This is a genomic window from Modestobacter sp. VKM Ac-2982, assembly GCF_026967935.1.
In the GTDB taxonomy this organism is placed as follows: domain Bacteria; phylum Actinomycetota; class Actinomycetes; order Mycobacteriales; family Geodermatophilaceae; genus Modestobacter.
On record NZ_JAPVBL010000005.1, the window covers coordinates 451,436 to 476,251 of the forward strand.

The window sequence follows — 24,816 nt, forward strand, 5'->3', positions numbered from 1 at the left end:
TGAACACGTGTTGGCCGTTCTCGCCCCCGGACAGGGTGCACAGAAGCCCGGGATGCTCACCGACTGGCTGGAGCTCCCCGGCGCCGAGTCCTTCTTCCGTTGGGCCGGTGCCATCGCCGGCGCCGACCTCCTGGAGCTGGGCACCACCGGTGACGCCGAGGCCATCAAGGACACCGCGGTCACCCAGCCGCTGGTCGTCGCGATGAGCCTCTTCATCGCCCGCGAGCTCGGCGGGATGCCCGGGCCGGTGGTGCACTCCCCGCACGCCGGGCGGGACGTCGTGATCACCGGACACAGCGTCGGTGAGCTGACCGCCGCCGCGCTGGCCGGCGTGCTCTCCGTCGAAGCGGCGATCGCGCTGACCGCCGTCCGCGGCCGGGCCATGGCCCGCTCCTGCGCCCAGACGCCGACCGGGATGTCCGCCGTCCTCGGTGGTGACCCCGACGAGGTGCTCGCCGCGATCGAGCAGCACGGCTTGGTCCCGGCCAACCGCAACGGCGGCGGGCAGGTCGTCGCCGCCGGCACCCTCGACGGGCTGGCGGCGCTCAAGGCCGACCCGCCGGCCAAGGCGCGGATCGTGCCGCTGTCGGTGGCGGGGGCGTTCCACACCCACCACATGGCCTCCGCCCGCGCCGAGCTGGAGGGCCTGATCGGCGGGCTGCGACCGGCTGCCCCCAGCCGGCTGCTGCTGTCCAACGCCGACGGCGCCGCGGTCGACGACGGCGCCGCGGTGCTGTCCCGGCTGGTCAGCCAGGTCACCAGCCCGGTGCGCTTCGACGCCTGCCTGGCCACCCTGCGCGACCTCGGCGTCACCGCCGTGCTGGAGCTCCCGCCCGCCGGCGCGCTGGCCGGCCTGGCCAAGCGCGAGTGGAAGGGGAGCGACATCGAGGTGCTGGCCCTGACCAGCCCGGCCGACCTCGACCGGGCTCGCGAGCTGATCTCCGCCGAGCGCGGCCGCGCCGAGGCCGAGCACTCCCCCGACTGGCGCGTCGTGGTCTCCCCGGTCCGGGGCACCGTCCACCCGGCCGAGGTCGCCGAGGGCACCCACCTCCCCGCCGGCAGCCCGCTGGGCTCCGTGCACAGCCGGCGCGAGGAGGTCAACGTCTCCACCGGCTACGACGGCGTCCTCGCCGAGTGGCTGGTGCAGGACGGCGACCTCGTCGGCGCCGGTGACCCGATCGCCCGTCTCTACCCGGAGGTGTCCGCGTGACCACCATCAAGCTGCGGGAAGGGGCGGCCGGGGCGAGCATCCTCGGGCTCGGCTCCTACCGCCCCCGCCGCCGGGTGACCAACGACGAGCTCGCCCAGGTGATGGACACCAACGACGAGTGGATCCAGTCCCGGGTCGGCATCGCCGAGCGCCGCTGGGCGTCGGAGGACGAGACGCTGGTCGACATGTCCATCGCCGCCGGCGGCAAGGCGCTGGCAGCGAGCGGGCTGGCCCCCGACCAGATCGACCTGGTGATCGTGGCCAGCGCGAGCCTGACCGCCCCGATCCCGGGCATCGGCCCGCAGGTCGCGCACCGGCTGGGCATCCCGCGCCCCGGCGCCTTCGACCTCAACGCCGGCTGCGCCGGGTTCTGCTATGCGCTCAGCGTGGCCAACGACGCCATCCGCACCGGTGAGGCCACCAACGTGCTGGTGGTCGGGGTCGAGCGGCTCTCCGACGTCACCGACCAGACCGACCGCAGCACCGCGGTGATCTTCGCCGACGGCGCCGGGGCCGCCGTCCTGGGGCCCACCGACGAGCCGGGCATCGGCCCGGTCGCCTGGGGCAGCGACGGCGACCAGTACACCGCCATCGAGATCGCCGCCGGCCGCTCCACCATGACGATGGCCGGCCAGACCGTCTACCGCTGGGCCACCACGAAGCTGACCCAGACGCTCCTCGAGGCGATGGAGAAGGCCGGCGTCACCGCCGCCGACATCGACGTCTTCGCCCCGCACCAGGCCAACCTGCGGATCATCGAGTCGATGGCCAAGAAGCTCGGCTTCGGCGAGGACACCGTGATCGCCCGGGACGTCGTCCAGTCGGGCAACACCTCGGCCGCCTCCGTCCCGCTGGCGCTCACCGCGCTGATGGAGTCCGGTGAGGCCAAGTCCGGTGACCTGGCCCTGGTGCTCGGCTACGGCGCCGGGCTCACCTTCGCCGGTCAGGTGCTACGCCTCCCCTGAGGCGCGGCACCGACCGACCACAGACCCCCGGGACACCCGTCCCGGACGAGGCGGAGACCCTCCCGGGCCCCCGCCACCCACGCCAGAGAGAGGACCCCGCGTGCCCAGCACCGCAGACATCCAGGCCGGTCTCGCCGAGATCCTGGAGGAGGTGGCCGGGGTCGCCCCCGCCGACGCCACCCCCGAGAAGTCCTTCACCGACGACCTCGACGTGGACTCGCTGTCGATGGTCGAGATCGCCACCGCCGTCGAGGACAAGTTCGGCGTGGCGATCCCGGACGACGAGCTCGCCAACATCAAGACCGTCGGCGACGCGATCTCCTTCATCGAGAAGAACCAGGGCTGACCCAGCTCTCCCCGCACTCCCCCCGGCCGTCCGGCCAGGCCCAGCCAGTCCCAGGAGGAACGTCCATGACCACGCCCACCGCTGACGTCGTCGTCACCGGGCTCGGCGCCACCACGCCCCTCGGTGGCGACGTGGCCTCCACCTGGGACGCGCTGCTGGCCGGCCGGTCCGGGGTGAGCCGCATCACCGACGACTGGGCCAAGGACTTCCCGGCCCAGCTCGTCGCTCGGCTGACCACCGAGCCGGCCGAGGTGCTCGACCGGGTGCGCATCCGGCGGCTGGACCGCAGCCAGCAGGTCGCCGTGATCGCCGCCGAGGAGGCCTGGCGCGACGCCGGCGGCGCCGACTCCGGGGTCGACCCGCTGCGGGTCGCCGTCGTGTTCGGCACGGGCATCGGCGGTGCGGTCACCCTGCTCGACCAGGACGACATCCTCGAGGCCAAGGGGCCCAAGCGGGTCTCCCCCTTCACCATCCCCATGCTCATGCCCAACGGCCCGGCCGCGGCCGTCGGCCTCGCCGTCGGTGCCCGGGCCGGGGTGCACGCCCCGGTGAGCGCCTGTGCGTCCGGGGCAGAGGCCATCCGCTGGGGCCTGGACCTGCTGCGGCTGGACCGGGCCGACATGGTCGTCGTCGGCGGGACCGAGGCCTGTGTGCACCCGCTGCCGATGGCCGGCTTCTCCGCGATGCGGGCGATGAGCACCCGCAACGACGAGCCGCACCGCGCCTCGCGCCCGTTCGACAAGGGCCGTGACGGGTTCGTGCTCGGTGAGGGCGCCGCCGCCCTGGTGCTGGAGCGCGCCGACGCGGCCAAGGCGCGCGGTGCGAAGATCCACGCCCGGCTGGCCGGCGCCGGTGGCACCGCCGACGGCTACGACCTGGTCGCCCCGCATCCCGAGGGCGAGGGGGCCGGGCGGGCGATCACCGCCGCCATCCGGGACGCCGGGCTGACCGCGGCCGACATCGGCCACGTCAACGCCCACGCCACCTCGACCCCCATCGGCGACACCGCGGAGGCCTCGGCGATCCGGGACGCGATCGGCGACCACCCGCTCGTCACCGCCACCAAGAGCCAGACCGGGCACCTGCTCGGTGCGGCCGGTGCGCTGGAGTCGGTCTTCACCATCCTGGCGCTGCGCGAGCAGCTGGTGCCGGCCACCGCCAACCTCGACGACCCCGACGACGACGCCGCCGTTCAGGCCCTCGACATCGTCCGCCGCGACGCGCGGAAGGCGACCTTCTCCGCCGCACTGAACGACTCGTTCGGCTTCGGCGGCCACAACATGGCCCTGGTGTTCACGACGGCGTGATGACGGGCCCCGTCCACCCCCGGGCTCGCGGCGGGGCCCTGCTGCGCGGCCACACCCTCCGGACCTGCGCTTCGAGGAGCTGCTCATGACCACCATCTCCGCCGCCCCGCCGACCACACCGACCGTCGACCCGCGGGACCCCGAGGACCGGCTCGCCCGGTTCTTCGACCCCGGTTCGATGCAGTTGCTGGCCGCCCGGGACACCTCCGGGGTGCTCGCCGCCCGCGGCACCGTGGCCGGCTCCCCCGCCGTCGCCTACTGCACCGACGCCACGATCATGGGCGGCGCCATGGGCCTCGACGGCTGCCGGCACATCGTCGACGCGATCGACACCGCGCTGCGGGAGCGGGTGCCGGTCGTCGGCATCTGGCACTCCGGCGGGGCCCGGCTGGCCGAGGGCGTCACCGCCCTGCACGCGGTCGGTGAGGTGTTCGCCGCGATGGTCCGCGCCTCCGGGCGGGTGCCGCAGGTCTCCGTCGTCCTGGGTGCGGCCGCCGGCGGGGCGGCCTACGGCCCGGCGCTGACCGACCTGGTGATCATGGGGCCGGCCGGGCGGGTCTTCGTGACCGGCCCGGACGTCGTCCGCTCGGTGACCGGTGAGGTCGTCGACCAGGAGCAGCTCGGTGGGCCGGACACCCACGGCCGGCGCTCCGGTGTCGTGCACGTGGTGACCGAGACCGAGGCCGAGGCGCTGGAGACCGCCCGCCAGGCCGTCGACCTGCTGGCCGCCCAGGGCACCTTCGCCCCCGCCGCCGAGGAGCCCGCGGTCGACCTGGGTGCCCTGCTCCCCGAGCAGCGCAACCGTGCCTATGACGTCAAGCCGCTGGTCGCCTCGCTGCTGGACGGCCCCGGGCTGGAGCTGCACCCGCGGTTCGCACCCAACGTGGTCACCACGCTGGGCCGGCTGGCCGGTCGGACCGTGGGCGTGATCGCCAACAACCCGCTGCGGCTGGGTGGCTGCCTGGACTCCGCGTCGGCGGAGAAGGCAGCCCGGTTCGTGCGGATGTGCGACGCCTTCGGGGTGCCGCTGGTCGTGCTGGTCGACGTCCCCGGCTACCTGCCCGGCGTCGGCCAGGAGTGGGACGGCGTGGTCCGCCGCGGCGCCAAGCTGCTGCACGCCTTCGCCGAGGCCGTCGTGCCTCGGGTGACGCTGGTGACCCGCAAGTCCTACGGCGGCGCCTACATCGCGATGAACGCCCGGTCGCTGGGCGCCACCGCCGTGTTCGCCTGGCCGGGTGCCGAGGTCGCCGTGATGGGCGCGAAGGCCGCCGTCGGCATCTTGCACCGCAAGAAGCTCGCCGCCGCCCCGCCCGGGGAGCGCGAGGCGCTGCACGCCCAGCTGGCCGCCGAGCACGAGCGGATCGCCGGCGGGGTCAACCGGGCCCGGGAGATCGGTGTCGTCGACGAGGTGGTGGAGCCGGCGCAGACCAAGCGCAGGCTGGTCGCCGCGCTGGCGGAGGCGCCGTCCGGGCGGGGAGCCCACGGCAACATCCCGCTCTGAGGCTCAGCACGAACAGCGGCCCGGCACCCTCCACGGAGGGTGCCGGGCCGCTGTTCGTGTGTCGGGCAGACCCGCCGACCTCACCGCACGGGTGCCACCCCTCCTCTGCAGCGTGAGGACGGCGGCGGTCCCGCGAGGTCGGCGATCATGCGCCGCCGCGGGCGTGCGACGGGTGGGGCAGGGTCCTTCTTCAGACGACCTGGTGCAGCCAGGTGGCCGGGGTGGCGTCACCGGCGTAGCGGTAGGCCTCGAGGTCGGCGTCCCAGGCAGCGCCGAGCAGGGCGTCGACGCCGTGCCGGAAGGCCTCCACCGAGGTGGCGGAGGCCGCGAGGTGCCGCAGCTGCTGCTCGCTGATGATCAGGTCGCCGTTGGCGCTGACCGGTGACCGGTGCACGCCGTGCCCGGGCACGTAGGACATGCGCTCGCCGTCGTTGCCGTGGCTGGCCTCTTCGGTGACCTCGAAGCGCAGCATCGGCCACTGCTTGAGGGCAGCGACCAGCTTGGCCCCGGTGCCGGGTGCGCCCGTCCAGGCGATCTCGGCACGGTAGGACCCGTGCGCCACGGGCTGGTCAGCCCATGACAAGGACACCGGCGCGCCGAGGACGCGCTCGAGCGCCCATCCGACGTGCTGGCAGAGCGCCTTCGGGCACGCGTGCACGAAGACGACACCCTGGGTTGACCGTCGCTGCACGGCACACCTCCATCGACTCGACTGGTTCGTCTTCCCCAACGGACCTGTCGCGTGATGACTGCGTTCGTACTTCGGCGGTTCCCGGAGCAACCGCTCGACAGTTTGCCTGATCGTGACCTTGCTGCGCCAGTGCGGAGCGGTGCAGATGAGACGTCTGGGACTCGAGTGGTCCAACGAGTCGCATGATCCAGCAGGTCAGGACATCGATGGGCGCGACACGTGGACATTCTGGGCGAGAAATGTCCATGGTGTCGGCGGCGAGTGCGCGGATCTCTGGCCCCTGCGCGGATCCCTGACCCCTGCGAGGATCCCCCCATGCCGCGGACCCGGTCCCTGCCCCTCGCGCTGTGCGCCAGCCTCTCATCTCTGGCGCTCGTCGCCGGCTGCGGCGCGGACGGCGGCGCGGCGGAGGAGGAGGCCGAGGTGTCGGTCGGGCCCGCGGTGCCGGCGTACGTCAGCCGCCCCGACCTGACCGCCCCCGACATCGAGGTCACCACGGCGGCCGCCGCACCGGAGGCGGACGGGTCGGTCGTCCTGCTCGGACCGAAGAGCGAGGGCGCACCGCTCAACGGGGTGCTCATCGTCGACGAGACGGGGGAGCCGATCTGGATCCACCCGACCGAGAGCCGCAGCTACGACGTCCGCGTGCAGGAGCTGGACGGCGAGCCGGTGCTGACCTGGTGGCAGGGCACCAGCCCGGTGGTCGGGATGGGGCTCGGGGAGTTCGTCGTCGTCGACGACTCCTACCGGGAGATCGCCACGATCACCACCGGCGGAGAGGTCGAGCCGGGGCAGGCCGACATCCACGAGGGGCGGCTCACCTCCGACGGCACCGCGCTGATCGCCGCCTACGTCAAGGAGCAGATCGACCTCACGCCGGTCGGCGGCCCCGAGGACGGCTGGGTGTGGGACAACGTCGTCCAGGAGGTCGACGTCGACACCGGTGAGGTGCTGCTCTCCTGGCGGTCGCTGGACCACGTGCCGCTGGAGGCGACCAAGAGCGAGCTCTCGGACGACGGCGGCACCGAGGACGAGCCGTTCGACTACTTCCACGTCAACTCGGTCGCCGAGGACGCGGACGGGTCGCTGCTGGTCTCGGCGCGGAACACCTGGGGGGTCTACGACGTCGACCGGGAGTCCGGCGAGGTGCTGTGGACCCTGGGCGGCGAGGAGAGCGACTTCGAGCTCGGCGACGGGGTGGAGTTCGCCTGGCAGCACGATGCCGAGCGGCAGGCCGACGGCACGCTGACGCTGTTCGACAACCAGTCCGAGCCGGACATCGGCCCGACCTCACGTGGTCTGCGACTCGCGCTCGACGAGCAGGCCGGGACGGCGACCCTGGTGACCGAGTACCTGCCGCCCGACCCCGACCGGCTGGCCGGCAGCCAGGGCAGCCTGGAGCAGCTGCCCAACGGCAACGTGTTCATCGGCTGGGGGTCGCGGCCGTACTACTCGGAGTTCGCCGCCGACGGCACGCTGCTCTGGGACGCCGCACTGGGCAGCGGCGACAACTACCGCGCGTACCGAGCCGAGTGGAGCGCGACGCCGGCGGACCCGCCGGACGCGGTGCTCGCCGACGGAGCCGTGTACGTCAGTTGGAACGGTGCGACCGAGGTCGCCTCCTGGCGACTGGTCGCCGGGGAGGACGAGGTGGCAGCCGAGGCCGGGGAGCCGGTCGCCCGGTCCGGGTTCGAGACTCGACTGCCGGTGGACGGCGACCCGGCGTACCTGGCCGTCGAGGCCCTGGACGCCAACGGGCGCGTGCTGGGCAGCACCGTGCCGACCGACTGAGGGCGCCCGCTAGCGTGAACGTCCTGGGGCGGTAGCTCAGCCGGTCAGAGCATGGGACTCATAATCCCTGGGTCGTGGGTTCGAGCCCCACCCGCCCCACCACCAGGCAATACGCGGGTACGGGATCCCCTCTCCCGAGAGCTGAACACCCCGCGGCGCTCTTCCCGCCGACCGTGCGGTCCGAGGTGTCCGTTCTTCAGGGGATCGCTCACCAGGCACCCGATCCCGTGACCGGGCGCGCCGAGCAGCTGCCGATCGCCGCCGAAGATCTTCGATGCCGATTGCGGCAGATCAGTTCTGCCCTTCGCGGACGTCCTTCCCCTGTTCGGCGAACTCCTTGAAGTCCTGCATGTGCTGTTGCGACTGCTTGTGGAAAGCACTGGGCATGAGAAGCCCGACCAGTCGCATCAGCAGGCCGCTGAACCGGTACTCGCTCTCGCTCGTCCAGAGCGTCGTCTCTGGATCGGCTTCGATCAGCCGATCGCGCACGGCGCTCCACATGCCCGCGCCGACGATCTCGCGGTCGAAGCGAACGACGATCCCTGTGGGGATCTCCTGCAGGTCTGCCGGATCCCGGCGTGTGATCGTCTCGGTGAGTTCGATCTTCCGCTTCCCCGACTGCATCACGACCCGCGACGTGGTGCCGAGCTGCCCGTGTGTCCCACTCAGCGGCTCGTGCACCTCCAGGCCCCGCAGCCACTTCCTGAAATGTGCCGGGTCGGCGAGCAGCTGGGCCACGCCTTCCCGCGGCAGGGCGATCTCGATCGAGTTGGTGAACTTCATGGCGCGCGATCCTCAGGTGTGGGAGTACATGCTGTTGTGCTGCTCGTCCTGCTCCTCGACGGAGAGTTCTGAGATCCGGCTCGCGATTGCCGATCTCGTGGGCGGTACGGGCGCCAGGAATGCTGGTCAACCCATTGCAGCGACGATGTCAGGTCGGACGGTGCGAGCCAGCCACGCAGCCCAGCGAGGGGGTTCCCTCGGGCGGCCCAGGCTGCCGTAGCTGGACCGCACGACGCAACGCCGTGAGCCGCGGGCGTTGACCAGGCCATGGGTCCGCTGTCGTGCCAAGGCGCTGGAGTGCGGTCGGGACCGGGTGTGAGCCCAGTCGAGGCCCGAGGGCAGGTCCGCCCACGCCGTGCGTCCTGGATTCGAACCCCACCCGCCCGACGAGGCCGGGATGAGATCGGCGGCGTCCCAGGCCAGGCGGGCACCTCGCCCTGGCCGCAGGCCGAACGTGAGGCCGGCACCTACGTGCGCCCGGCCCTCGTCACCGCGTGGATCAGCACCGAGTGAGCTCCCGCGTCCATCGCCGTCTCCCCCTGACGAGCACTCCGGTTCCTGCCCGACCCCGCCGATGTACCTAGCGCCACCCGTTCCGGGCGTGGCCACCCCCATGCCCTGAACAGGATCCCCATGCCACTTCCCCGCACCCGCCGGGCTGCCGCCGTCGGCGCGCTCGCGCTGGCCACCCTCCTCACCGGCGCCACCGTCGCGAACGCGGCCCGCGAGGACCGCCCGACCGCCGTCACCAGCGCTGAGTCCGACGTCCAGGTCACCCCCGCGGCCTCGCGCGGCCAAGCCAACAAGAAGCCCAAGGCCACCGAGCCGCCCGCGCCCACCACCAGCGCACCCGTGGATGAGCAGCCTCCGACCACCACGACCCCGGCGCCCACCGCCACACCCACCGCGGCACCGGAGCCGGAGCCGGCACCGGCACCGGCACCGGCACCCACGCCAGCACCCGAGCCGACTGCGGAACCGACTGCGGAGCCGGAGCCGGAGCCGGTCGCCGCCGGGCGTGGCCCGGCAGGAAACACCGTGCTGTGGTCCGACGACTTCGAGAGCGGCCTGGACTGCGGCGTCTGGGTGCACGTCCAGAACCACGAGACCGCGGCGTCGTCCAGCCTGTGCCCCGGGTGGGCAGCCGAGGGCTCGCCCACCCGCACGACGTTCCCCACGATCGACGGCAACCGGGTCGCCCGGTTCGAGCTGCGCCAGGGCGACCGGTCCGCCGGCGGCGAGCGCTCCGAGCTGTCCCCCTCCTCTGCCGACAAGTCAGCCACCGCCCTCACCGAGGGCTTCGAGGGCTGGTTCCAGCAGCGGCTCATGGTCGACCCGTCCATGCAGCAGGAGCAGAACGGCCGGTTCTACATCCTGACCCAGTGGCACACCGGGATCTCCTCCCCCGCCATCACCCTCGGCCTGTCCGACGCCAACGACCTGCTGCTCCGCGTCGGCATGGAGGGCAAGAGCCAGGTCCTGGTGCCCGCCGGCGAGTTCCAGCTCGGCGAGTGGTTCGACGTGAACGTGCACTTCGTGATGTCCAACGACCCGGCCACGGGCGGGGCGGAGGCCTGGGTCGACGGCGTGCAGCGGGCCGGCTGGCAGTACGGCCGCACGATGATGGACTCCGGGTCCTACCTGAAGATCGGCCAGTACCGCGACTCGCAGGCCGCCACCGGCATCACCTACGTCGACGACGTCGTGCTCTCCACCAACCGCTGACGACCGCCGCCCCTGCCCACCGACGAGCCCGGCGGGTCAGCTGCCGGACGTGCCCTGCAGGACGTCGGCCCGCGGGGCGGTGTGGTGGCGGCCCATCGGCAGCATCAGCGGCTTGCCCGAGGTCGGGTCGACGATCACCTGGCTGTCCAGGCCGAACACCGCACGCACGCACTCCTCCGTCAGCACATCCGCCGGCTCACCGGCAGCGTGGATGCGGCCGCCGGACAGCGCGACCAGGTGGTCGGCGTAGCGGGCGGCCAGGTTCAGGTCGTGCAGCACCATCACGATCGTCGTCCCGCGGGTCCGGTTGAGGTCGGTCAGCAGGTCGAGCACCTCGATCTGGTGCGCCACGTCGAGGAACGTGGTCGGCTCGTCCAGCAGCAGCACGTCGGTCTGCTGGGCCAGCGCCATCGCGATCCACACCCGCTGGCGCTGGCCGCCGGAGAGCTCGTCCACCGCCCGGTCGGCCAGCGGCGTCGTCTCCGTGGCGTCCAGGGCGGCCGCCACCGCGGCGTCGTCCTCCTTGCTCCACCGGGAGAACACCCGCTGGTGCGGGTGCCGTCCCCGGCCGACGAGGTCGGCGACCGTGATCCCCTCCGGCGCGATCGGCGACTGCGGCAGCAGGCCCAGCGTGCGCGCCAGCTCCTTGGCCGGCAGCCGGTGCACCGCCTTGCCGTCGAGCAGCACCCGCCCGCTGCGCGGCGACAGCAGCCGCGACATCGACCGCAGCAGCGTCGACTTCCCGCAGGCGTTGGCGCCGACGACCGCGGTGATCCGCCCCGGGGGCACGAGCAGGTCCAGGCCCTCGATGACGGTCCGGTCGCCGTAGGCGAGCGTGAGGTCCTCGGCTGCCAGCGAGTGGGTGGCGGTCACAGGGAGCCTCCGGTGCGGTTGCTGCGGATGATCAGGTAGATGAGGTACGGCGCTCCGAGCACCCCGGTGATCACGCCGACCGGATAGCGGGTGCCGAACGCGTACTGGCCGCACAGGTCGGCCACGAGCACGAGCAGCGCCCCCACCAGCGCGGCCGGCACCAGCAGGGAGCCGTTCGGCCCCACGAGCCGGGCCGCGATCGGGCCCGCCAGGAACGACACGAACGCGATCGGACCACAGGCGGCGGTGGCGAAGGCGATCAGGCCCACCGCGGCGACGATCGCGATGACCCGGGTGCGCTCCACGCGGACCCCAAGCGCGGAGGCGGTGTCGTCACCGAGCTGCAGCGCGGAGAGGTTCCGGGTCTGCCCGAGCAGCACCGGCCCGAACACCAGCAGCGCGACCAGGGTCGGCACGGTGGCCTCCCAGGTGCTGCCGTTGAGGCTGCCGGTCAGCCAGCGCAGCGCCTCCGCGAAGTCCCAGGCACCGGCCTTCGACAGCACGTAGGAGGTGATGCTCTTGCACATGGCGGCGACGCCGATGCCGATCAGGATCAGCCGCGTCCCAGCGACGCCGTCCTTGAACGCCAGCGTGTAGATCAGCAGCGCCACCCCGAGCGCCGCCACGATCGCGGTGACCGACACCGCCGTGCCGGACCAGCCCAGGATCACGATCGCGAAGGCCGCCGCTGCGCTCGCGCCGGAGGTGATGCCGATGACGTCGGGGCTGGCCAGCGGGTTGCGCAGCATCGTCTGGAACGTGACGCCGGCCAGGCCGAAGCTGAGCCCGGCCACCACCGCCAGGACGGCGCGCGGCAGCCGCAGCCGCCCGACCGTGAAGGAGGCGCCGGGCACGTCGGAGCCCAGGACGACGCGGAGCACGTCCCCCGGCGGGTAGAAGGTCCGCCCCACCATCAGCGTCACCGCGAAGGCGACGACGACGGCGAGCGCGAGCACGGTGATCACCAGGCGCCGGCGAGAGGCACGGCGGACCCGCCCGCGGGCGACGGTGTCGACGGTCGAGGGCGGTGGCGAGACGACGGCGGTCACAGTTCGCGCACCTTCTGCCGGCGGACGATCGCGATGAAGAACGGAGCCCCGATGAGGGCGGTGAGGATGCCGACGTCCAGCTCGGTCGGGCGGGCCACGATGCGGCCGAGCACGTCGGCGCCGGTCAGCAGGCAGGCGCCGACGATCGCGGAGAAGGGCAGCAGCCACCGGTGGTCCACGCCCACCAGCAGCCGGCACAGGTGCGGGACGACGAGCCCGACGAACCCGATCGGCCCGGCGACCGCGGTGGCGGCGCCGCAGAGCAGGACGGAGCCCAGCGCGGCCACGCCCCGGGCCAGCGCCACCCGCTCCCCCAGGCCGGCGGCGAGCTCGTCACCCAGCGCGAGGGAGTTCAGGCTGCGGGCGGACACCAGGCTCACGGCGAACCCCACGACGAGGAACGGCGCCACGGTGCCGATGCCGGTGAAGGTGGCGCCACCGACACCGCCGATCTCCCAGGACACGACGTTCTCCACGATGTCGCCGCGGGGCAGGGCGATGGCGGTGATGAAGGAGGTGAGCGCGGCCGACGTGGCCGCCCCGGCCAGGGCCAGCTTGAGCGGGGTCGCCCCGCCCCGGCCCAGCGAGCCGACGGCGTAGACGAACACGGCGGCGACGGCGGCGCCGGTGATCGCCGCCCAGACGATGCTGGTCGCGGAGAACAGGCCGAACCAGGCGATGCCGGCGACCACCGCGAGGGAGGCGCCCATGTTGATCCCGAGCACCCCGGGGTCGGCCAGCGGGTTGCGGGTGACGCCCTGCATGACCGCACCGGACAGCCCCAGTGCGGCGCCGACGACGACCGCCAGCACCGTGCGCGGGATCCGCTTGGTCACCGCGGCCTCGCCCATGGTCTCCGCGGAGCCACCGAGGGCCGCCAGGATCTCCGACCAGCCGACGTCCCGGGAGCCGATCGCGACGGAGGCGCCCATGAGGGCGACCAGCAGCCCGAGCACGACCAGCAGCCAGAGGAACCGGACCGGCCCCGGGCGCCGCACGGGGGCGGCGTCCAGGGCCGGGGCAGGCCGGACCGAGGTCATGCTGCCTTGTCAGCAGCCTCGGCGAGCATGGCGACGTAGTCCTCGAGCACCCAGGAGATGGCCAGCGGCGTCGGGTTCGCCGCCGTGCCCAGCGGGGTGTCGGGGAGCAGCACGATCGCCCCGTTCGCGACCGCCGGGATCTGCGACAGCAGCGGGTCGGCGTTCAGCGCGTCGACCAGCTCCTGGCCGCCGTAGGTCACGATGATGTCGACGTCGTCGAAGACGTCGACCTGCTCGGCGCTGACCGTCCCGGAGAACTGCTCGCTGTCGGTGGAGGCCGCTGCCACGCTGGACGGGGTGGACAGCCCGAGGTCCTCGAAGAAGGCGCTGCGGGTGTCGTAGGGCGTGTAGTAGCTGACCTCGCTCAGGTCCGCGGTGTCCACGTGGGTGAGGAACATCGTCGACTTGCCCTCGAGCTCGGGGTGCTCGGCGACGGTGTCGGCGATGTCCTGCTCGATGTCGCCGATGAGCTCCTCGCCCTCCTCGGCCATGCCCATGCCCGCGGCGTTGACCTCGATCATCTCCCGCCACGGGGTCGCCCACGGGGCCTCCGGGTAGGCCACGACCGGAGCGATCTCGCTCAGCGTGTCGTAGTCCTCCTGGGTCAGCCCCGAGTAGGCGGCGAGGATGACGTCGGGGTCGGTGTCGGCGACCGCCTCGAAGTCGATCCCGTCGGTCTCGTCGAACAGCACCGGGGTCTCGCCACCCAGCTCCTCGAGCCGCTCGGAGACCCACGGCAGCATGCCGTCGCCGTCGTCGTCACCGAAGTTTGCGGCGGCCATGCCGACCGGGACGACGCCGAGGGCCAGCGGCACCTCGTGGTTCGCCCAGTTGACCGTGGCCACCCGCTCGGGCTCGGAGTCGATCGTCGTCGTCCCGAAGGCGTGCTCGACGGTGATCGGGGTGAAGTCGGCGGCGGCGGCCTCGGCCTCGTCGCCGGACGAGGACGACGAGCAGGCGGCGAGGCCGCCGGCGAGCAGGGTTGCTGTGGAGACTGCGACCAGTCTCGAGGCGCGGCGCATGGGGTCCTTCCGGTGGTGGTGCAGTGCTCGCCCGACGACGTCCGGGCGGGCCGAGCAACTGAGGCTTGGCTAACACAACTTAGGGTGTGCTTGGTCGGATGTCGATCACCGGGGGGTCACAGGGCGCGGACGGCGCGCACCGTCGACGATGGGAGGCGTGCCCATCGACTCCACCAGCACCCATCCCGCTACCCCGGACGCCGTCCTCGCGCTCCTCACCGACGAGCAGTTCCTGCGCGACCGTGCCGCCGCCCTGGGGGCCCAGGTCCAGGAGCTGACCGTGACCGGCACGAGCACCACCACGCGGCTCGCCGCCCCCACCGAGGGCATCCCACCGGTGTTCGCCCGCTTCGTCGGCTCGTCGGTCTCGGTCGTCGAGCAGAGCGACTGGGCCCCGGACGGCGCCGGCGGCCACCGCACCGACTTGGACGTGCGGGCCGAGGTCTTCGGCCGGACGGTCCAGGTCACCGGTGAGCGACGGCTGCTCCCCGAGGGCACGGGCACCCGCTCGACGGTCACCGGCGATGCCACGGTCGACGCGCCGCTGATCGGCCGACAGGCGGAAGGGGCGGTCCGGGAGCTGGTCGCCGTGGTGCTGCGCCGGGAGGACGAGCTGCTCCGGCAGCGACTGGGGTAGCCCGGCGAACGAGGGTGCGGGGCCGGTGGCTCCTCCCTGGCATCCCCGCCAGGTGCCGGCTCAGCGCACGCCGCACCCCGACCACACGGGAGCGAGCCATGACACCCGATGACGACCTCGGTCCGGCCGACCGGCCCCCGCCACCGACGTTCGGCCTGATCCCGGCCGTCGTCGCGCTCGTCCGCCTCCCGTTCGACCTGCTCGTGCTGATCGGCTACACGGTGCGCCAGCTGCCGTTCCTCGTCCAGGACGTGCGCACCACGGTCAACGGCGTCGCGCGCCTGCTCGACCACGGTGAGCGCAGCGGCTCGCTGCGCGAGCTCATCGACTCCCTCGCCCGCGCGGCCCGGGCGGACAGCGCCGGTGCGCTCATCCAGCTGCTGCGGTCCTCCGCCGAGCTGTCCTCGGTGCAGGCCGAGCTCGAGCGCCTCCGCCTCGAGGCGGCTCGGGCCGGCGACCTCGACGTGCTCCGGAGCAGCGGAGGAGGCTGACCGGGGCCACGGCGGGAGACTGTCGGGGCCCGCCGCGAAGATGGCGGCCATGGTGGCCTTCTTCCTCCCGCGAGCCAGCGACGACGAGCAGGCCGAGCGGCTCTACGACGCGCTGGCCGAGTTCGCCGGCTGCGAACCGGCGCCGCCCGGGCAGCGCGTGCGGTGGATCGCGTTCACCCAGGACGGCACCGAGTGGGTCGCCGCCGTCGGTGAGGAGCTGCGCGGCCGCCGCACCACCCAGCAGCTGCGCCGCGGCGAGCTCATCGAGCGCACCGAGGAGCTCTCCTCCCCCACCCGGGTGCTCGCCGTCTACCCGGGGACGCCGTTCATCGTGGTCACCGACGCACAGCCGATCACCGGCACCCCCTCGGAGTGGGCGAACCCGTTCACCGCGGTGCCCGAGCAGGTCGCCTGGTTCGACGCCCCGGGGGCTCAGCGGCCCTGACGCTCCCGGTACCGGGCGGCCCGCTTCTCCGCGGCCGCCCGCCGCCGCGCGGCCTGCTGGGCGTCCCGGCCGACCTGCGCCCGGTCGCGGACCGTCTGGGCGGTGCCGACCGGGTACCCGGCCTGCTTCACCCGGTTCTCGGTCGTCTCGGTCATGTAGGCGAGGGAGAAGATCAGCCCGAGCAGCAGCCCGCCGAGGGCGGTCATGCCACGGATCCAGAACGGGCCGGGGACGAACAGGAGGACCAGCGCGATCGGCACGGCCATCTGCACCCCCGCCCGGAGCACGTGCCGCCAGCCCCAGCTCGCGGTCGTGGTGTCGTGCAGCACCCAGCCGGCGTGCCGCGCGGGCAGCGCGCCGCCCATCGCGTACCAGAGCCAGCGCAGGAGACCGGGCCGGATCGGCTCATCGGCGGTCTCAGGCCCACCGGACCTGCTCGTGGCCATGGCCTGCACGGTACCGACACCACAGCTCCCCCGGATGTCGCTTGGCGTGATCGAGGGAACACGGAGAGGTGGGATCGCCCGGTACCGGATCGACACCGTCTGTGCACGTTGGACGCCTGCTGGACGTGGCGGATCATCGGGGCATGGTCCAGTTCGTCGTGGACGACGTCGTCCCCTTCGAGGACTGGACGGCGGCCGCCCGCGCCTCCCTCGCCTTCCTGCACCGCACCGTCGGCCTGGACGTCTGGATGATCACCCACCTCCAGGAACCGGCGCAGGTGGTGCTGTACTCGCACCCCCAGGAAGTCATCCCCCAGGGCACGGTGGTGCCCTGGGAGCAGAGCTTCTGCCACTCGATGGTCAGCGGCGTCGGCCCCCGGGTCGCCACGGTCGCCGCCGCCACCCCGGCCTACCGCGACCTGATGACCGGGCACGCCGAGCGGGTCGCCGCCTACATCGGCGTCCCGCTGGTCACCCGGGACGGCGCGGTGTTCGGCACCCTCTGCGGCGTGGCCTCCCGCGCGCAGCCCCGCACCCTGACCCGGCACCTGCCGCTGGTCGAGATGAGCGCGCGGATGCTCAGCAGCCTGCTGCCCGACCCGGCGCCGGAGGCCCCGACCGACTGACTGCCGGATCGATGGTCACCGGTGGCCGGCCGCCCGGAGCGCCTGGACGCAGCCGCGTTCCAGCGCCCGCTGCCGCTGCACCCGCGCACGCAGGCCCGGCACCGGCTCCAGCGCCCGGCGCTCGGCCGGCCGCACCCCGGTGAGCCGGCCGTCGGCACAGGAGCCGCTGGTCACGTGCACGGTCCACCGCTCGGCGTCGGGCACGGAGATCTCCTGACCGACCAGCACGGCGGGCCCGCGGACGCCGGGCGGTGCGCCGCGCACCTCCAGCGGGTCGGCGTCCCAGTCAGCGACCCGGACGGTGCGCACGTGCAGCCCGTCGTCGTCGACCGCCAGCACCGCGTCGGCCGGTCCGTCGCGCCGCCCACCGGGGACGACGTCGACGGGGTCGAGCAGCAGGACCAGCCGCGGCAGGTACCACCAGTGCTCCCGGCGCAGCATCGGTGAGTCCGCAAGGGCCCGCGACGGCGGGTGCTTGCGCAGCTCCTGGTCCAGCAGCTGCTCGGTGAACAGGCTGCCGTCGCCGTCCTCCACCAGGGTCAGCCGGCCGGTGACCACCAGCGGCTGCCAGCCCGGCCCGGCCAGCCGCGGGTCCGACAGCACCAGCGCGGCCTCGCCACCCGCGGCGGCCGCGCGCGCCGCCTCGACCTGCGCCCAGGGCAGCGCGACCGCCGGCAGCTCCCCCAGCAGCAGCGGCACCACCCCGAGGGCGCCGGGTGGCTGGTCGCCGCGCCGCCAGAGGAGCTCGGCCACGCCGGCGGCCCGGACCTCGGCGCTCGGTGTTGTGGTGCCGGTCACGGCAACTGTCTACTCTTCGCCTGCGGCGGCTGTCCGGCCGCCCAGGACGTGGGGGGTTGCCCGTGCCCGCATTCGCCGTGGCCGCCGTCGTCGGGGTGCTGTTCTTCCTCGGCTACCGGTACTACTCGAGCTATCTGGCCCGCAAGGTCTACGTCCTCGACCCGGCCTTCGTCACCCCGGCGCACGAGTTCAACGACGGCGTCGACTACGTGCCGACCAACAAGCACGTGCTGTTCGGCCACCACTTCACCTCCGTCGCCGGCGCCGCACCGATCGTCGGCCCGGCGATCGCGGTGTTCTGGGGCTGGGGCCCGGCGCTGGCCTGGATCGTGCTCGGCACGATCTTCGCCGCCGGCGTGCACGACTTCGGGTCGCTCGTGGTGTCGGTGCGGCACAAGGCCAAGAGCATCGGGACGCTGGCCGGCGAGGTGGTCAACGGCCGGGCCCGGATGCTCTTCCTGGCGATCATCTTCTTCCTGCTGACCCTGGTGAACGCCGTCTTCGCGGTGGTCATCGGCAACCTGTTCGTGGCCAACCCCGGCGCGGTCATCCCGATCGTGGTCGAGATCCCGCTGGCCATGGCGATCGGCCAGTACATCTACCGGACCCGCTCGTCGGCGTTGATCCCCTCGATCGCCGGCGTGATCGTGCTGTACGCACTGATCCTGGTCGGCAACGCCTTCCCGATCGAGCTCGACGGCCTGGCCGAGGCCCTCGGCGTCGAGCAGACCCGCAACGTCTGGGTCGTGCTGCTGTTCGCCTACACCTGGATCGCGTCGCGCATCCCGGTGTGGGTGCTGCTGCAGCCCCGCGACTACATCAACAGCCACCAGCTCTTCATCGCCCTGGCCGTCATCGCGGTCGGCGTGATCGTCGGGATGAACACCATCCAGGCGCCACTGGTGAACGACGTCCCGGAGGGTGCGCCCAGCTTCTTCCCGTTCCTCTTCATCACCATCGCGTGCGGCGCGATCTCCGGGTTCCACTCCCTGGTCTCCTCGGGGACGACGTCCAAGCAGCTCGACACCGAACCTGACGCCCGCTACGTGGGCTACATGGGCGCGGTCGGCGAGGGCTCCCTGGCCACCGGCGCCGTGCTCGCCGCCACCGCGGGCGTGGCCGCCTCCCAGGCCGAGTGGCAGGCGCTCTACCCCGACTTCGCCACCGCCTCCGGGGGCGCCACCAGCAACTTCGTCAACGGCGTCGCGGTGTTCGCCAACAACATCGGCGTCCCGCTGGACCTGGCCACCATCTTCGCCGCGGTCGTGGTGATCAGCTTCGCCGCGACCACGATGGACACCGGCGTGCGGCTGCAGCGCTACGTCGTGCAGGAGATCGGCGAGATCATCAAGGTCCGGGCGCTGGCCCGGAACCTCACCCTCGCCACCACCGTCGCGGTGCTGATCCCGCTGGCGATGGCGCTGCTGCCCGGCGGCGGGGAGGCCGGTTACACCTTCGGCGTCCTGTGGCAGCTGTTCGGGACGACGAACCAGCTCACCGCGGGGCTGGCGTTGTCGGTCCTCGCGGTGTGGGTGACCCGCCGGGGCCGCAACCCGCTGGCCATCCTGATCCCGCTCGTGTTCCTGCTGGCGATGACCTCCTGGGCCCTGATCGTCAACCTGCAGCGCTTCATCGAGGCCGACAACTGGGTGCTCGCCCCGCTGGACGCGCTCATCTTCCTGCTGGCGATCTGGCTGATGGTCGAGGCCGCCATGGCGCTGCGCACCGCGTTCCGGGAGCGTCCGCAGCCCGGCGCCGAGGCGCGGCCCACCTCCGATCCGGCCGTCGCCCGGGCCAACCCGACGTCCCCCACCGACGAGACGGAGCTGGGCCAGACCTCGCGCGACGAACCGCAGTGAGGCACCGGGTCGTCCTCGTCCGGGGACCGCGCGCCGCCGCGGGTGGAGGCGGTTGCTGCAGCGGCGCCACCCGTCCCTTCGACGAGGGCGGCGGGCACCGGCACGTGCCCCCGGTCGACGACGTCGGCGCGGTCTACCGGGCGCTGCGCGCGGCCCTCCCCCGCGACGTCGCCGTCGAGGTCGTGTCGCCGACGAACTGGGTGTGGCTGGTCCCGGCCCTGGTGGCCGACGGGCGCCGCCGCGGGCTGCGGGGTGCGGCGCTGTCGCGCTCGGTGCGGGCCGGGATCGTGGTCGAGTCGCTGATCTGCGACGGGGCGGTGCTGGCCTCGGGCTGGCTGCCCGCCCCGGCCGCCGCGGTCGCCGCCGTGGAGGCCGAGCTGGCCGTGGCCGAGCTGGAGCACGTCACGACCGCTGCAGCAGCTCGCGGTAGAACGCCACCCCGCGCGCCAGCGCCGCCACCGTGAGGTGCTCGTCGGCGGCGTGCAGGGACGCGAGCTGCGCCGAGCTGAGGTCGAAGGGCATGAACCGGTAGACGCTGTCGCTGATCTTCGCGAAGTGCCGGGCGTCGCTGGCCTGCACCATCAGGTACGGGGTCACCGTGGCCCCCGGGTGGGCCGCCCGGATCGCCGCGGTCAGGGTCGCCCAGGCCTCGTTGTCGGTCCGGGACACCGGCGACGGGTCGTCGGCCCGGGTCGCCTCCAGCCGCACGCTCGGGTCGTCGACGACCCGGCGGATGCGGTCGATCGCCGACTCGGCCGTCTCCCCGAGCACCACCCGGACGTTGGCCACCGCCCGGGCCCGGGTCGCGAGCACGTTGGGTGCCCGGCTGCCCTCCAGCTGGGTGATCGCCACCGTCGTCCGGACCAGGGCGCTGGCCTCCCGACCGGCCCGGGACAGCAGGCCGGCCAGCACCGGCCGCAGCAACGCCGCGTGCGCGTACACCGCGCGGTGCCCGGCCGGGGCGTGCCGGCCGATGGTGTCGACCAGGGCGAGCACCACGTCGCTGACCCGCGCCGGGAACGGGTCCTCGTCGAGGCGGACCAGTGCCCGGGCCAGCCGTGCGGTCGCGCCGCCGCGGACCGGCGACGACGCGTGCCCACCGGCGTCCTCGGTGGTCAGCTCGAGGTCGACGACCCCCTTCTCGGCGATGCCGACGACGGCGATCGGCCCCGGGACACCGGGGAACACCCCGGTGACCACGGCGCCGCCCTCGTCGACGACCGCCCAGGGGGTGATGCCCCGTGCGGCGAGGGTCTCGGCCGCCGTCCGAGCCCCGGTGCCGGCCACCTCCTCGTCGTTGCCGAAGGAGAGGTACACGTCCCGGGCCGGCCGGAACCCCTCGGCCAGCAGGGACTCCACCGCCTCCAGGACGGCGACCAGGGCGCCCTTGTCGTCGATGGCGCCCCGGCCGTGCACGACGCCGTCGATGACCTCCCCCGCGAACGGGTCGTGCGTCCACGCCTGGCCGTCGGCCGGGACGACGTCGTAGTGCGCCATCAGCACCAGGGGCGGTGCGTCGCTGCCGCTGCGCCAGTGGAACAGCATCGCCCCGGTGCCCAGCAGCTCCAGCTCCAGCTCCCGGTGGGTGTGCGGGTAGAGCTCGCCGAGGCGGTCCCGGAAGGCGCTGAAGACCGACTGGTCGACCTGCTCGGGGTCGCGCCGGGAGACCGTCGGGATCCGGATCAGCTGCGCGAGGTGGTCGGCAGCCCGGCAGGCGTCGACCGCCCCGACGTCCGCGTGCGGCACGTCGGGGCTGGCCGGCGGCCGGAAGCGGCGCACCCGGGTGAGGGCCGCGCCGGCTCCCACGGCGGCTCCGGTGGTCAGCAGGGTCCGCTTCATCCAGTTGTCTCCTCCCGGGCCGCGACGGTGCGGTCCTCGGTCTGTGCGGGGTCGGCGAAGGCCAGCCGCGGGACGAACACGAGCGCGACAGCGGCGACCAGCGCCGTGGTGCCGCAGGTGGTCCACACGGTCACGTAGCCGGTGAGCGATCCGGCGGTGCCCTCGACCCCGCCGGCCAGCACCGGCGCACCGGCGGCGAGGGCGAGGGCGAACACCGACGACGCGAACATGCCGCCGATGACCTTGGTCGTGTTGGTCAGCCCGGTGGCGACGGCGGTGCGGCCGGCCGGTGCGGCCGCGGCTGCTGCGGCGGGCAGGGCCGCGACGAGTGCCCCCGACCCCACCCCGGCCACCGTCATGCCGGCCAGCACCTGACCGAGCTGGTCGTGGAAGGGCACCAGCAGCAGGTAGCCGGTGGCGACCAGGGCCGCGGCACCGATCAGGGTCAGCCGTGGCGTGGTGAGCCGCGAGGCCCGGGCGAACTGGCTGGCGCCGACCAGCATCGAGATCACGTAGGCACCGATGACCAGGGACACCGAGCTGGTCGACAGCCCGAGGCCGTAGCCGTAGACGTCCGGGTCGGTGCGGGCGAACGTCGACAGCGGCCCCTGCGCGCCCAGCACGCTGACCCCGAACAGCCCCGCGGTCAGCTGGACCGGCCACATCGCCGAGCTGCGCAGCACGCGGAAGTCGACCAGCGGGTCGGGCTGCCGCAGCTCGTAGCGCACGAACGGCCACACCAGGAGGAGTCCGGCTGCGACCACCAGCCACGGCCAGGCCTGCTCCGCTCCGTTGAGCCGGACGAACGTCAGCCCCCCGGTGACCACCAGCAGGATCGCGGTCAGCAGCGCGGCGCCGCCGGAGTCGACGACCCCCTGCATCCGGTCGGTCCCCTCGGGCACCAGCCTCCAGACGACCACGACCACCCCCACGACCAGCACGCCGGGAGCCAGCAGCACCAACCAGAGCGCGTCTCCGAGGAGGTCGCCGATCACCCCGCCGCTGAGCGCGCCCACGATGGCGCCCAGCTGCAGCGCGGCGACGATGAGGCCGGTGGCCCGCCGGGTACGAGCCGCGGTGTCCGGCAGCCCGCGGGACCGGCTGTAGATCAGCGCCACCTGCAGCGGGAGCCAGGCCGCGTAGACGCCCTGCACGGCCCAGGCCAGCAGGAACACCGGGAAGGTCTGGGCGAACGCCAGCACGATGGTGGCCACCGCGACGACGACCGCCGACCAGAGCAGCATCCGGCGGTGCCCGTGCAGGTCACCGAGCTTGGCCAGCACCGGGACGGCGATCGCGGACAGCATCAGCTGGCCGGCCTCGAGCCAGTTGACGTCGGCGTCGTTAATCCCCAGGTGCCGGGCGATGTCGGTGAGCAGCGGGATGTAGTAGCCCTGCAGGACGCCGCTGGTGAACTCGACGAACACCAGGTATCCGACGACGCCGGCCGTCATCCGGGCCTGCCACCGCCCCGCCCGGCTGCCGCTGGGCTGCGTCGCCGACTGCTGCATCGAGCCCGCTCCTCGCTGTGGTGGGTCCGGGGCGGCCAGCATCGACGAGGTGCTCGGCCGACGCAAACAGCCGGTTCAGCGGGCGGCGAACAGTTCTCCGGCGTCGATCCGGCGGCGGCCGACGTAGTAGAGCGTCGTCCCATCGGCCACCGGGGTCTCCCAGGCCGGGCTGACCGTCAGGCCGTCGGGCCCGCGCAGCGCCAGCACCGTCGCGCCGAAGGCCTGCCCGAAGCGCATCTGGCAGTCACCGAAGGTGCCCAGCCGGTGCCCGGCGGGCAGCCGGACGGAGTAGGTGTTGCCGTGGCCGTGGCTGCTCATCAGGTCGCCGTACACCTCGGTGAGCCCGGGGTCCAGCGCCTCCTCGGTGATCAGGAAGGGCATGTGCCACTGCACGCAGGCGATCCGGGAGTCGACGTAGCGGAGGTTGTCCCGGCGGTCCAGGTCGCGCAGCGCGGCGACCTTGTGCACGTCGGGGGCGGCGTGGTGGACCGCCACCGCGATCGCCAGCGTCTCGTTGTCGTCCCGCCCGTCGATCACCACCACGCGGGCGGCGGCCACGTTGGCCCGGGTCATGACGTCGCTGTGGCTGAGGTCGCCGCGGACGAAGGACACCTCCGTGCGCTCCGGCACCGGGTCCTCCGGCACGTCCTCCCAGGCACACAGCGCGACCCGGGTGCGGCCCTCGACCGCCAGCTCGGCCAGCAGCCGCTCGGTGCGGCCGGGGAAGTACCCCAGCACGACGACGTGATCGGTCAGGTCCAGCTCTTCCACACCCTTCAGGCGCCTGCTGCGGACCGACTGCAGGTAGTCGGCCAGCCGCGTGAACAGCAACGTCAGCGTGACGATGCCACCGATGATCACGTAGGCCCCGACGACGTGCCCACCGGCCGAGGCCGGGAAGAAGTCGCCGTAGCCCACGGTGGCGGCGGTGACGACGAAGTACCACCAGTAGTTGGCCGGCGCGACGATGTCGCTGTCGACGCCCTCCACCAGGGCCATCGCCGGCCAACTGGTCAGGAACACGAAGACCATCACGGCCAGCGGCAGCCGCCAGCCGCGCAGCCGCGACTGGACCACCCGCGAGAAGCGCGAGAACAAGCCGAACACGGGTCTCCTGCCGGGTCGAGGTCCCGAGCAACCTAGCGTGCGCGTCGGAGTGGGGTCAGGGTGTCGTCATGACGACGCCGACCGACGACGACCTCCCCGAGCCCCGGGACATCGCCCTGGAGCAGGCCACCCCCGAGCAGGTCGAGGACCTGGAGGAGGCCAGCGAGCCGCCCGGCGAGTGATCCGGCGGGGGCACGGGTAGCCCGGCGATCATGGAGAGCCGGGACCTGTTGCTGACCGCGTTCGACAACGTCGAGGAGGCCGTCCGCGGGGCGGTCGAGGGGATCGACCCGGAGCTGCTGACCGCACGGATCGACCCGGAGGCGAACACGATCGCCTGGCTGGTCTGGCACCTGACCCGGGTGCAGGACGACCACGTCGCCGAGGTGGCCGGCAGCGCCCAGGCCTACACCGACGCCGGGTGGCACGACCGGTTCGGGCTGCCGTTCGACCCGGGTGCCATCGGCTACGGGTTCAGCAGCACCGACGTCGGACGCACCCAGGTCACCGACCCGCAGCTGCTCCTCGGCTACCACGCCGACGTGCACCGCCGGACCGCCGAGTTCGTGGGCACGCTGACCGCCGCGGACCTCGACCGGGTCGTCGACGAGCGCTGGGACCCGCCGGTGACCCTCGGCGTCCGGCTGCTCAGCGTCGTCGGTGACGACCTCCAGCACGCTGGGCAGGCAGCCCTCCTGCGCGGCTCCCTGGAGCGGCGCTGAGCACACGGCACCTAGTGCCACTCGCGAGTAGC

25 protein-coding genes and 1 tRNA gene are annotated in these 24,816 nt (G+C 73.3%); 15 read left to right on the plus strand and 11 right to left on the minus strand.

All coding sequences use genetic code 11. The features are described 5' to 3' along the window. The first annotated feature begins 7 nt into the window (after positions 1-7). The 5 genes from O2W20_RS19530 to O2W20_RS19550 all read left to right on the plus strand — a co-directional run bounded on the left by O2W20_RS19530 (position 8) and on the right by O2W20_RS19550 (position 5,329). Entirely contained in the window at positions 8-1,210 is a 1,203-nt protein-coding gene (locus O2W20_RS19530) for an acyltransferase domain-containing protein (protein WP_269171518.1), read from the plus strand. Further along, complete coding sequence (locus O2W20_RS19535) at positions 1,207-2,175, plus strand: beta-ketoacyl-ACP synthase III (RefSeq protein ID WP_269171517.1); 969 nt, start codon at positions 1,207-1,209, stop codon at positions 2,173-2,175. Before O2W20_RS19530 ends, O2W20_RS19535 begins: the two co-directional genes overlap by 4 nt. Positions 2,176-2,275: 100 nt before the next feature. Then, entirely contained in the window at positions 2,276-2,521 is a 246-nt protein-coding gene (locus tag O2W20_RS19540) for an acyl carrier protein (RefSeq protein ID WP_166757665.1), read from the plus strand. Between the two features lie 65 nt (positions 2,522-2,586). Then, positions 2,587-3,828, plus strand: a complete 1,242-nt coding sequence (locus O2W20_RS19545) for a beta-ketoacyl-[acyl-carrier-protein] synthase family protein (RefSeq protein WP_269171516.1) — start codon at positions 2,587-2,589, stop codon at positions 3,826-3,828. Positions 3,829-3,913: 85 nt separating this feature from the next. Beyond that, positions 3,914-5,329, plus strand: a complete 1,416-nt coding sequence (locus O2W20_RS19550) for an acyl-CoA carboxylase subunit beta (protein WP_269171515.1) — start codon at positions 3,914-3,916, stop codon at positions 5,327-5,329. 190 nt (positions 5,330-5,519) lie between these two features. On the opposite strand, the gene O2W20_RS19555 is transcribed toward O2W20_RS19550, so the two are convergent. After that, positions 5,520-6,020 carry a DUF3145 domain-containing protein gene (locus O2W20_RS19555; RefSeq protein WP_269171514.1) on the minus strand — a complete coding sequence of 167 codons (501 nt, stop codon included), beginning with the start codon at positions 6,018-6,020 and terminating at the stop codon, positions 5,520-5,522. Between the two features lie 315 nt (positions 6,021-6,335). On the opposite strand from O2W20_RS19555, the gene O2W20_RS19560 reads away from it, so the two are divergent. Beyond that, the gene (locus O2W20_RS19560) at positions 6,336-7,811 is read left to right on the plus strand and encodes an arylsulfotransferase family protein (protein WP_269171513.1); all 1,476 of its coding nucleotides are present in this window, start codon (positions 6,336-6,338) and stop codon (positions 7,809-7,811) included. 25 nt (positions 7,812-7,836) lie between these two features. Beyond that, a tRNA-Ile gene (locus tag O2W20_RS19565) sits at positions 7,837-7,913 on the plus strand. 189 nt (positions 7,914-8,102) lie between these two features. On the opposite strand, the gene O2W20_RS19570 is transcribed toward O2W20_RS19565, so the two are convergent. Beyond that, on the minus strand, positions 8,103-8,594 hold the full coding sequence (locus O2W20_RS19570) for an SRPBCC family protein (protein ID WP_269171512.1): 492 nt from the start codon (positions 8,592-8,594) through the stop codon (positions 8,103-8,105). A gap of 633 nt (positions 8,595-9,227) precedes the next feature. Between O2W20_RS19570 and O2W20_RS19575 the strand changes: the two genes are divergently transcribed. Beyond that, on the plus strand, positions 9,228-10,319 hold the full coding sequence (locus tag O2W20_RS19575) for a heparin lyase I family protein (RefSeq protein ID WP_269171511.1): 1,092 nt from the start codon (positions 9,228-9,230) through the stop codon (positions 10,317-10,319). A 36-nt stretch (positions 10,320-10,355) separates the two neighbouring features. Here the strand turns inward: O2W20_RS19575 and O2W20_RS19580 are convergent, their stop codons facing one another. Genes O2W20_RS19580 through O2W20_RS19595 form a run of 4 tightly spaced genes read right to left on the minus strand, consistent with a single transcriptional unit; the run spans position 10,356 to position 14,303 of the window. Continuing rightward, positions 10,356-11,192: an ABC transporter ATP-binding protein gene (locus tag O2W20_RS19580; protein ID WP_269171510.1), complete on the minus strand. Its 837-nt coding sequence runs from the start codon at positions 11,190-11,192 to the stop codon at positions 10,356-10,358. Further along, positions 11,189-12,241: a FecCD family ABC transporter permease gene (locus O2W20_RS19585; protein WP_269171509.1), complete on the minus strand. Its 1,053-nt coding sequence runs from the start codon at positions 12,239-12,241 to the stop codon at positions 11,189-11,191. Before O2W20_RS19585 ends, O2W20_RS19580 begins: the two co-directional genes overlap by 4 nt. Next, complete coding sequence (locus O2W20_RS19590; RefSeq protein WP_269171508.1) at positions 12,238-13,281, minus strand: FecCD family ABC transporter permease; 1,044 nt, start codon at positions 13,279-13,281, stop codon at positions 12,238-12,240. The genes O2W20_RS19585 and O2W20_RS19590 overlap by 4 nt, the downstream gene beginning before the upstream one ends. Next, positions 13,278-14,303 carry an iron-siderophore ABC transporter substrate-binding protein gene (locus tag O2W20_RS19595; protein ID WP_269171507.1) on the minus strand — a complete coding sequence of 342 codons (1,026 nt, stop codon included), beginning with the start codon at positions 14,301-14,303 and terminating at the stop codon, positions 13,278-13,280. The genes O2W20_RS19590 and O2W20_RS19595 overlap by 4 nt, the downstream gene beginning before the upstream one ends. 157 nt (positions 14,304-14,460) lie before the next feature. Between O2W20_RS19595 and O2W20_RS19600 the strand changes: the two genes are divergently transcribed. From O2W20_RS19600 to O2W20_RS19610, 3 genes are all read left to right on the plus strand, one after another. Beyond that, positions 14,461-14,940: a DUF2505 domain-containing protein gene (locus tag O2W20_RS19600; RefSeq protein WP_269171506.1), complete on the plus strand. Its 480-nt coding sequence runs from the start codon at positions 14,461-14,463 to the stop codon at positions 14,938-14,940. A 98-nt stretch (positions 14,941-15,038) separates the two neighbouring features. Next, complete coding sequence (locus O2W20_RS19605) at positions 15,039-15,431, plus strand: hypothetical protein (RefSeq protein ID WP_269171505.1); 393 nt, start codon at positions 15,039-15,041, stop codon at positions 15,429-15,431. Positions 15,432-15,480: 49 nt separating this feature from the next. Then, positions 15,481-15,876, plus strand: a complete 396-nt coding sequence (locus O2W20_RS19610) for a hypothetical protein (protein WP_269171504.1) — start codon at positions 15,481-15,483, stop codon at positions 15,874-15,876. Here the strand turns inward: O2W20_RS19610 and O2W20_RS19615 are convergent. Beyond that, the gene (locus O2W20_RS19615) at positions 15,864-16,322 is read right to left on the minus strand and encodes a DUF5313 family protein (RefSeq protein WP_269171503.1); all 459 of its coding nucleotides are present in this window, start codon (positions 16,320-16,322) and stop codon (positions 15,864-15,866) included. The genes O2W20_RS19610 and O2W20_RS19615 overlap by 13 nt on opposite strands. A 143-nt stretch (positions 16,323-16,465) precedes the next feature. Between O2W20_RS19615 and O2W20_RS19620 the strand changes: the two genes are divergently transcribed. Beyond that, positions 16,466-16,948: a GAF domain-containing protein gene (locus O2W20_RS19620; protein ID WP_269171502.1), complete on the plus strand. Its 483-nt coding sequence runs from the start codon at positions 16,466-16,468 to the stop codon at positions 16,946-16,948. A gap of 15 nt (positions 16,949-16,963) precedes the next feature. Here the strand turns inward: O2W20_RS19620 and O2W20_RS19625 are convergent, their stop codons facing one another. Next, positions 16,964-17,746, minus strand: a complete 783-nt coding sequence (locus O2W20_RS19625) for a hypothetical protein (RefSeq protein ID WP_269171501.1) — start codon at positions 17,744-17,746, stop codon at positions 16,964-16,966. 62 nt (positions 17,747-17,808) lie between these two features. On the opposite strand from O2W20_RS19625, the gene O2W20_RS19630 reads away from it, so the two are divergent. Both O2W20_RS19630 and O2W20_RS19635 read left to right on the plus strand, forming a co-directional pair. Beyond that, positions 17,809-19,605, plus strand: a complete 1,797-nt coding sequence (locus O2W20_RS19630) for a carbon starvation CstA family protein (protein WP_269171924.1) — start codon at positions 17,809-17,811, stop codon at positions 19,603-19,605. A gap of 104 nt (positions 19,606-19,709) precedes the next feature. Beyond that, a complete protein-coding gene (locus tag O2W20_RS19635; RefSeq protein WP_269185521.1) occupies positions 19,710-20,069 on the plus strand; it encodes a hypothetical protein in 360 nt (119 codons plus the stop codon). Here the strand turns inward: O2W20_RS19635 and O2W20_RS19640 are convergent. The 3 genes from O2W20_RS19640 to O2W20_RS19650 all read right to left on the minus strand — a co-directional run bounded on the left by O2W20_RS19640 (position 20,008) and on the right by O2W20_RS19650 (position 24,062). Then, complete coding sequence (locus O2W20_RS19640; RefSeq protein WP_269171499.1) at positions 20,008-21,444, minus strand: M20/M25/M40 family metallo-hydrolase; 1,437 nt, start codon at positions 21,442-21,444, stop codon at positions 20,008-20,010. The genes O2W20_RS19635 and O2W20_RS19640 overlap by 62 nt on opposite strands. Then, the gene (locus O2W20_RS19645) at positions 21,441-22,955 is read right to left on the minus strand and encodes an MFS transporter (RefSeq protein ID WP_269171498.1); all 1,515 of its coding nucleotides are present in this window, start codon (positions 22,953-22,955) and stop codon (positions 21,441-21,443) included. Before O2W20_RS19645 ends, O2W20_RS19640 begins: the two co-directional genes overlap by 4 nt. Positions 22,956-23,030: 75 nt before the next feature. Next, entirely contained in the window at positions 23,031-24,062 is a 1,032-nt protein-coding gene (locus O2W20_RS19650; protein ID WP_269171497.1) for a potassium channel family protein, read from the minus strand. Positions 24,063-24,274: 212 nt separating this feature from the next. On the opposite strand from O2W20_RS19650, the gene O2W20_RS19655 reads away from it, so the two are divergent. Then, positions 24,275-24,784, plus strand: a complete 510-nt coding sequence (locus O2W20_RS19655) for a mycothiol transferase (protein WP_269171496.1) — start codon at positions 24,275-24,277, stop codon at positions 24,782-24,784. Positions 24,785-24,816: the final 32 nt, after the last annotated feature.

Bases quoted from the DNA above. Each gene is read 5' to 3' on its own strand.
- O2W20_RS19620 (WP_269171502.1), top strand. From the start codon at position 16,466: ATGGTCCAGTTCGTCGTGGACGACGTCGTCCCCTTCGAGGACTGGACG.
- O2W20_RS19595 (WP_269171507.1), bottom strand. From the start codon at position 14,303: ATGCGCCGCGCCTCGAGACTGGTCGCAGTCTCCACAGCAACCCTGCTC.
- O2W20_RS19560 (WP_269171513.1), top strand. From the start codon at position 6,336: ATGCCGCGGACCCGGTCCCTGCCCCTCGCGCTGTGCGCCAGCCTCTCA.
- O2W20_RS19640 (WP_269171499.1), bottom strand. From the start codon at position 21,444: ATGAAGCGGACCCTGCTGACCACCGGAGCCGCCGTGGGAGCCGGCGCG.
- O2W20_RS19590 (WP_269171508.1), bottom strand. From the start codon at position 13,281: ATGACCTCGGTCCGGCCTGCCCCGGCCCTGGACGCCGCCCCCGTGCGG.
- O2W20_RS19645 (WP_269171498.1), bottom strand. From the start codon at position 22,955: ATGCAGCAGTCGGCGACGCAGCCCAGCGGCAGCCGGGCGGGGCGGTGG.
- O2W20_RS19610 (WP_269171504.1), top strand. From the start codon at position 15,481: ATGGTGGCCTTCTTCCTCCCGCGAGCCAGCGACGACGAGCAGGCCGAG.
- O2W20_RS19615 (WP_269171503.1), bottom strand. From the start codon at position 16,322: ATGGCCACGAGCAGGTCCGGTGGGCCTGAGACCGCCGATGAGCCGATC.
- O2W20_RS19655 (WP_269171496.1), top strand. From the start codon at position 24,275: ATGGAGAGCCGGGACCTGTTGCTGACCGCGTTCGACAACGTCGAGGAG.
- O2W20_RS19575 (WP_269171511.1), top strand. From the start codon at position 9,228: ATGCCACTTCCCCGCACCCGCCGGGCTGCCGCCGTCGGCGCGCTCGCG.
- O2W20_RS19550 (WP_269171515.1), top strand. From the start codon at position 3,914: ATGACCACCATCTCCGCCGCCCCGCCGACCACACCGACCGTCGACCCG.
- O2W20_RS19570 (WP_269171512.1), bottom strand. From the start codon at position 8,594: ATGAAGTTCACCAACTCGATCGAGATCGCCCTGCCGCGGGAAGGCGTG.
- O2W20_RS19545 (WP_269171516.1), top strand. From the start codon at position 2,587: ATGACCACGCCCACCGCTGACGTCGTCGTCACCGGGCTCGGCGCCACC.
- O2W20_RS19605 (WP_269171505.1), top strand. From the start codon at position 15,039: ATGACACCCGATGACGACCTCGGTCCGGCCGACCGGCCCCCGCCACCG.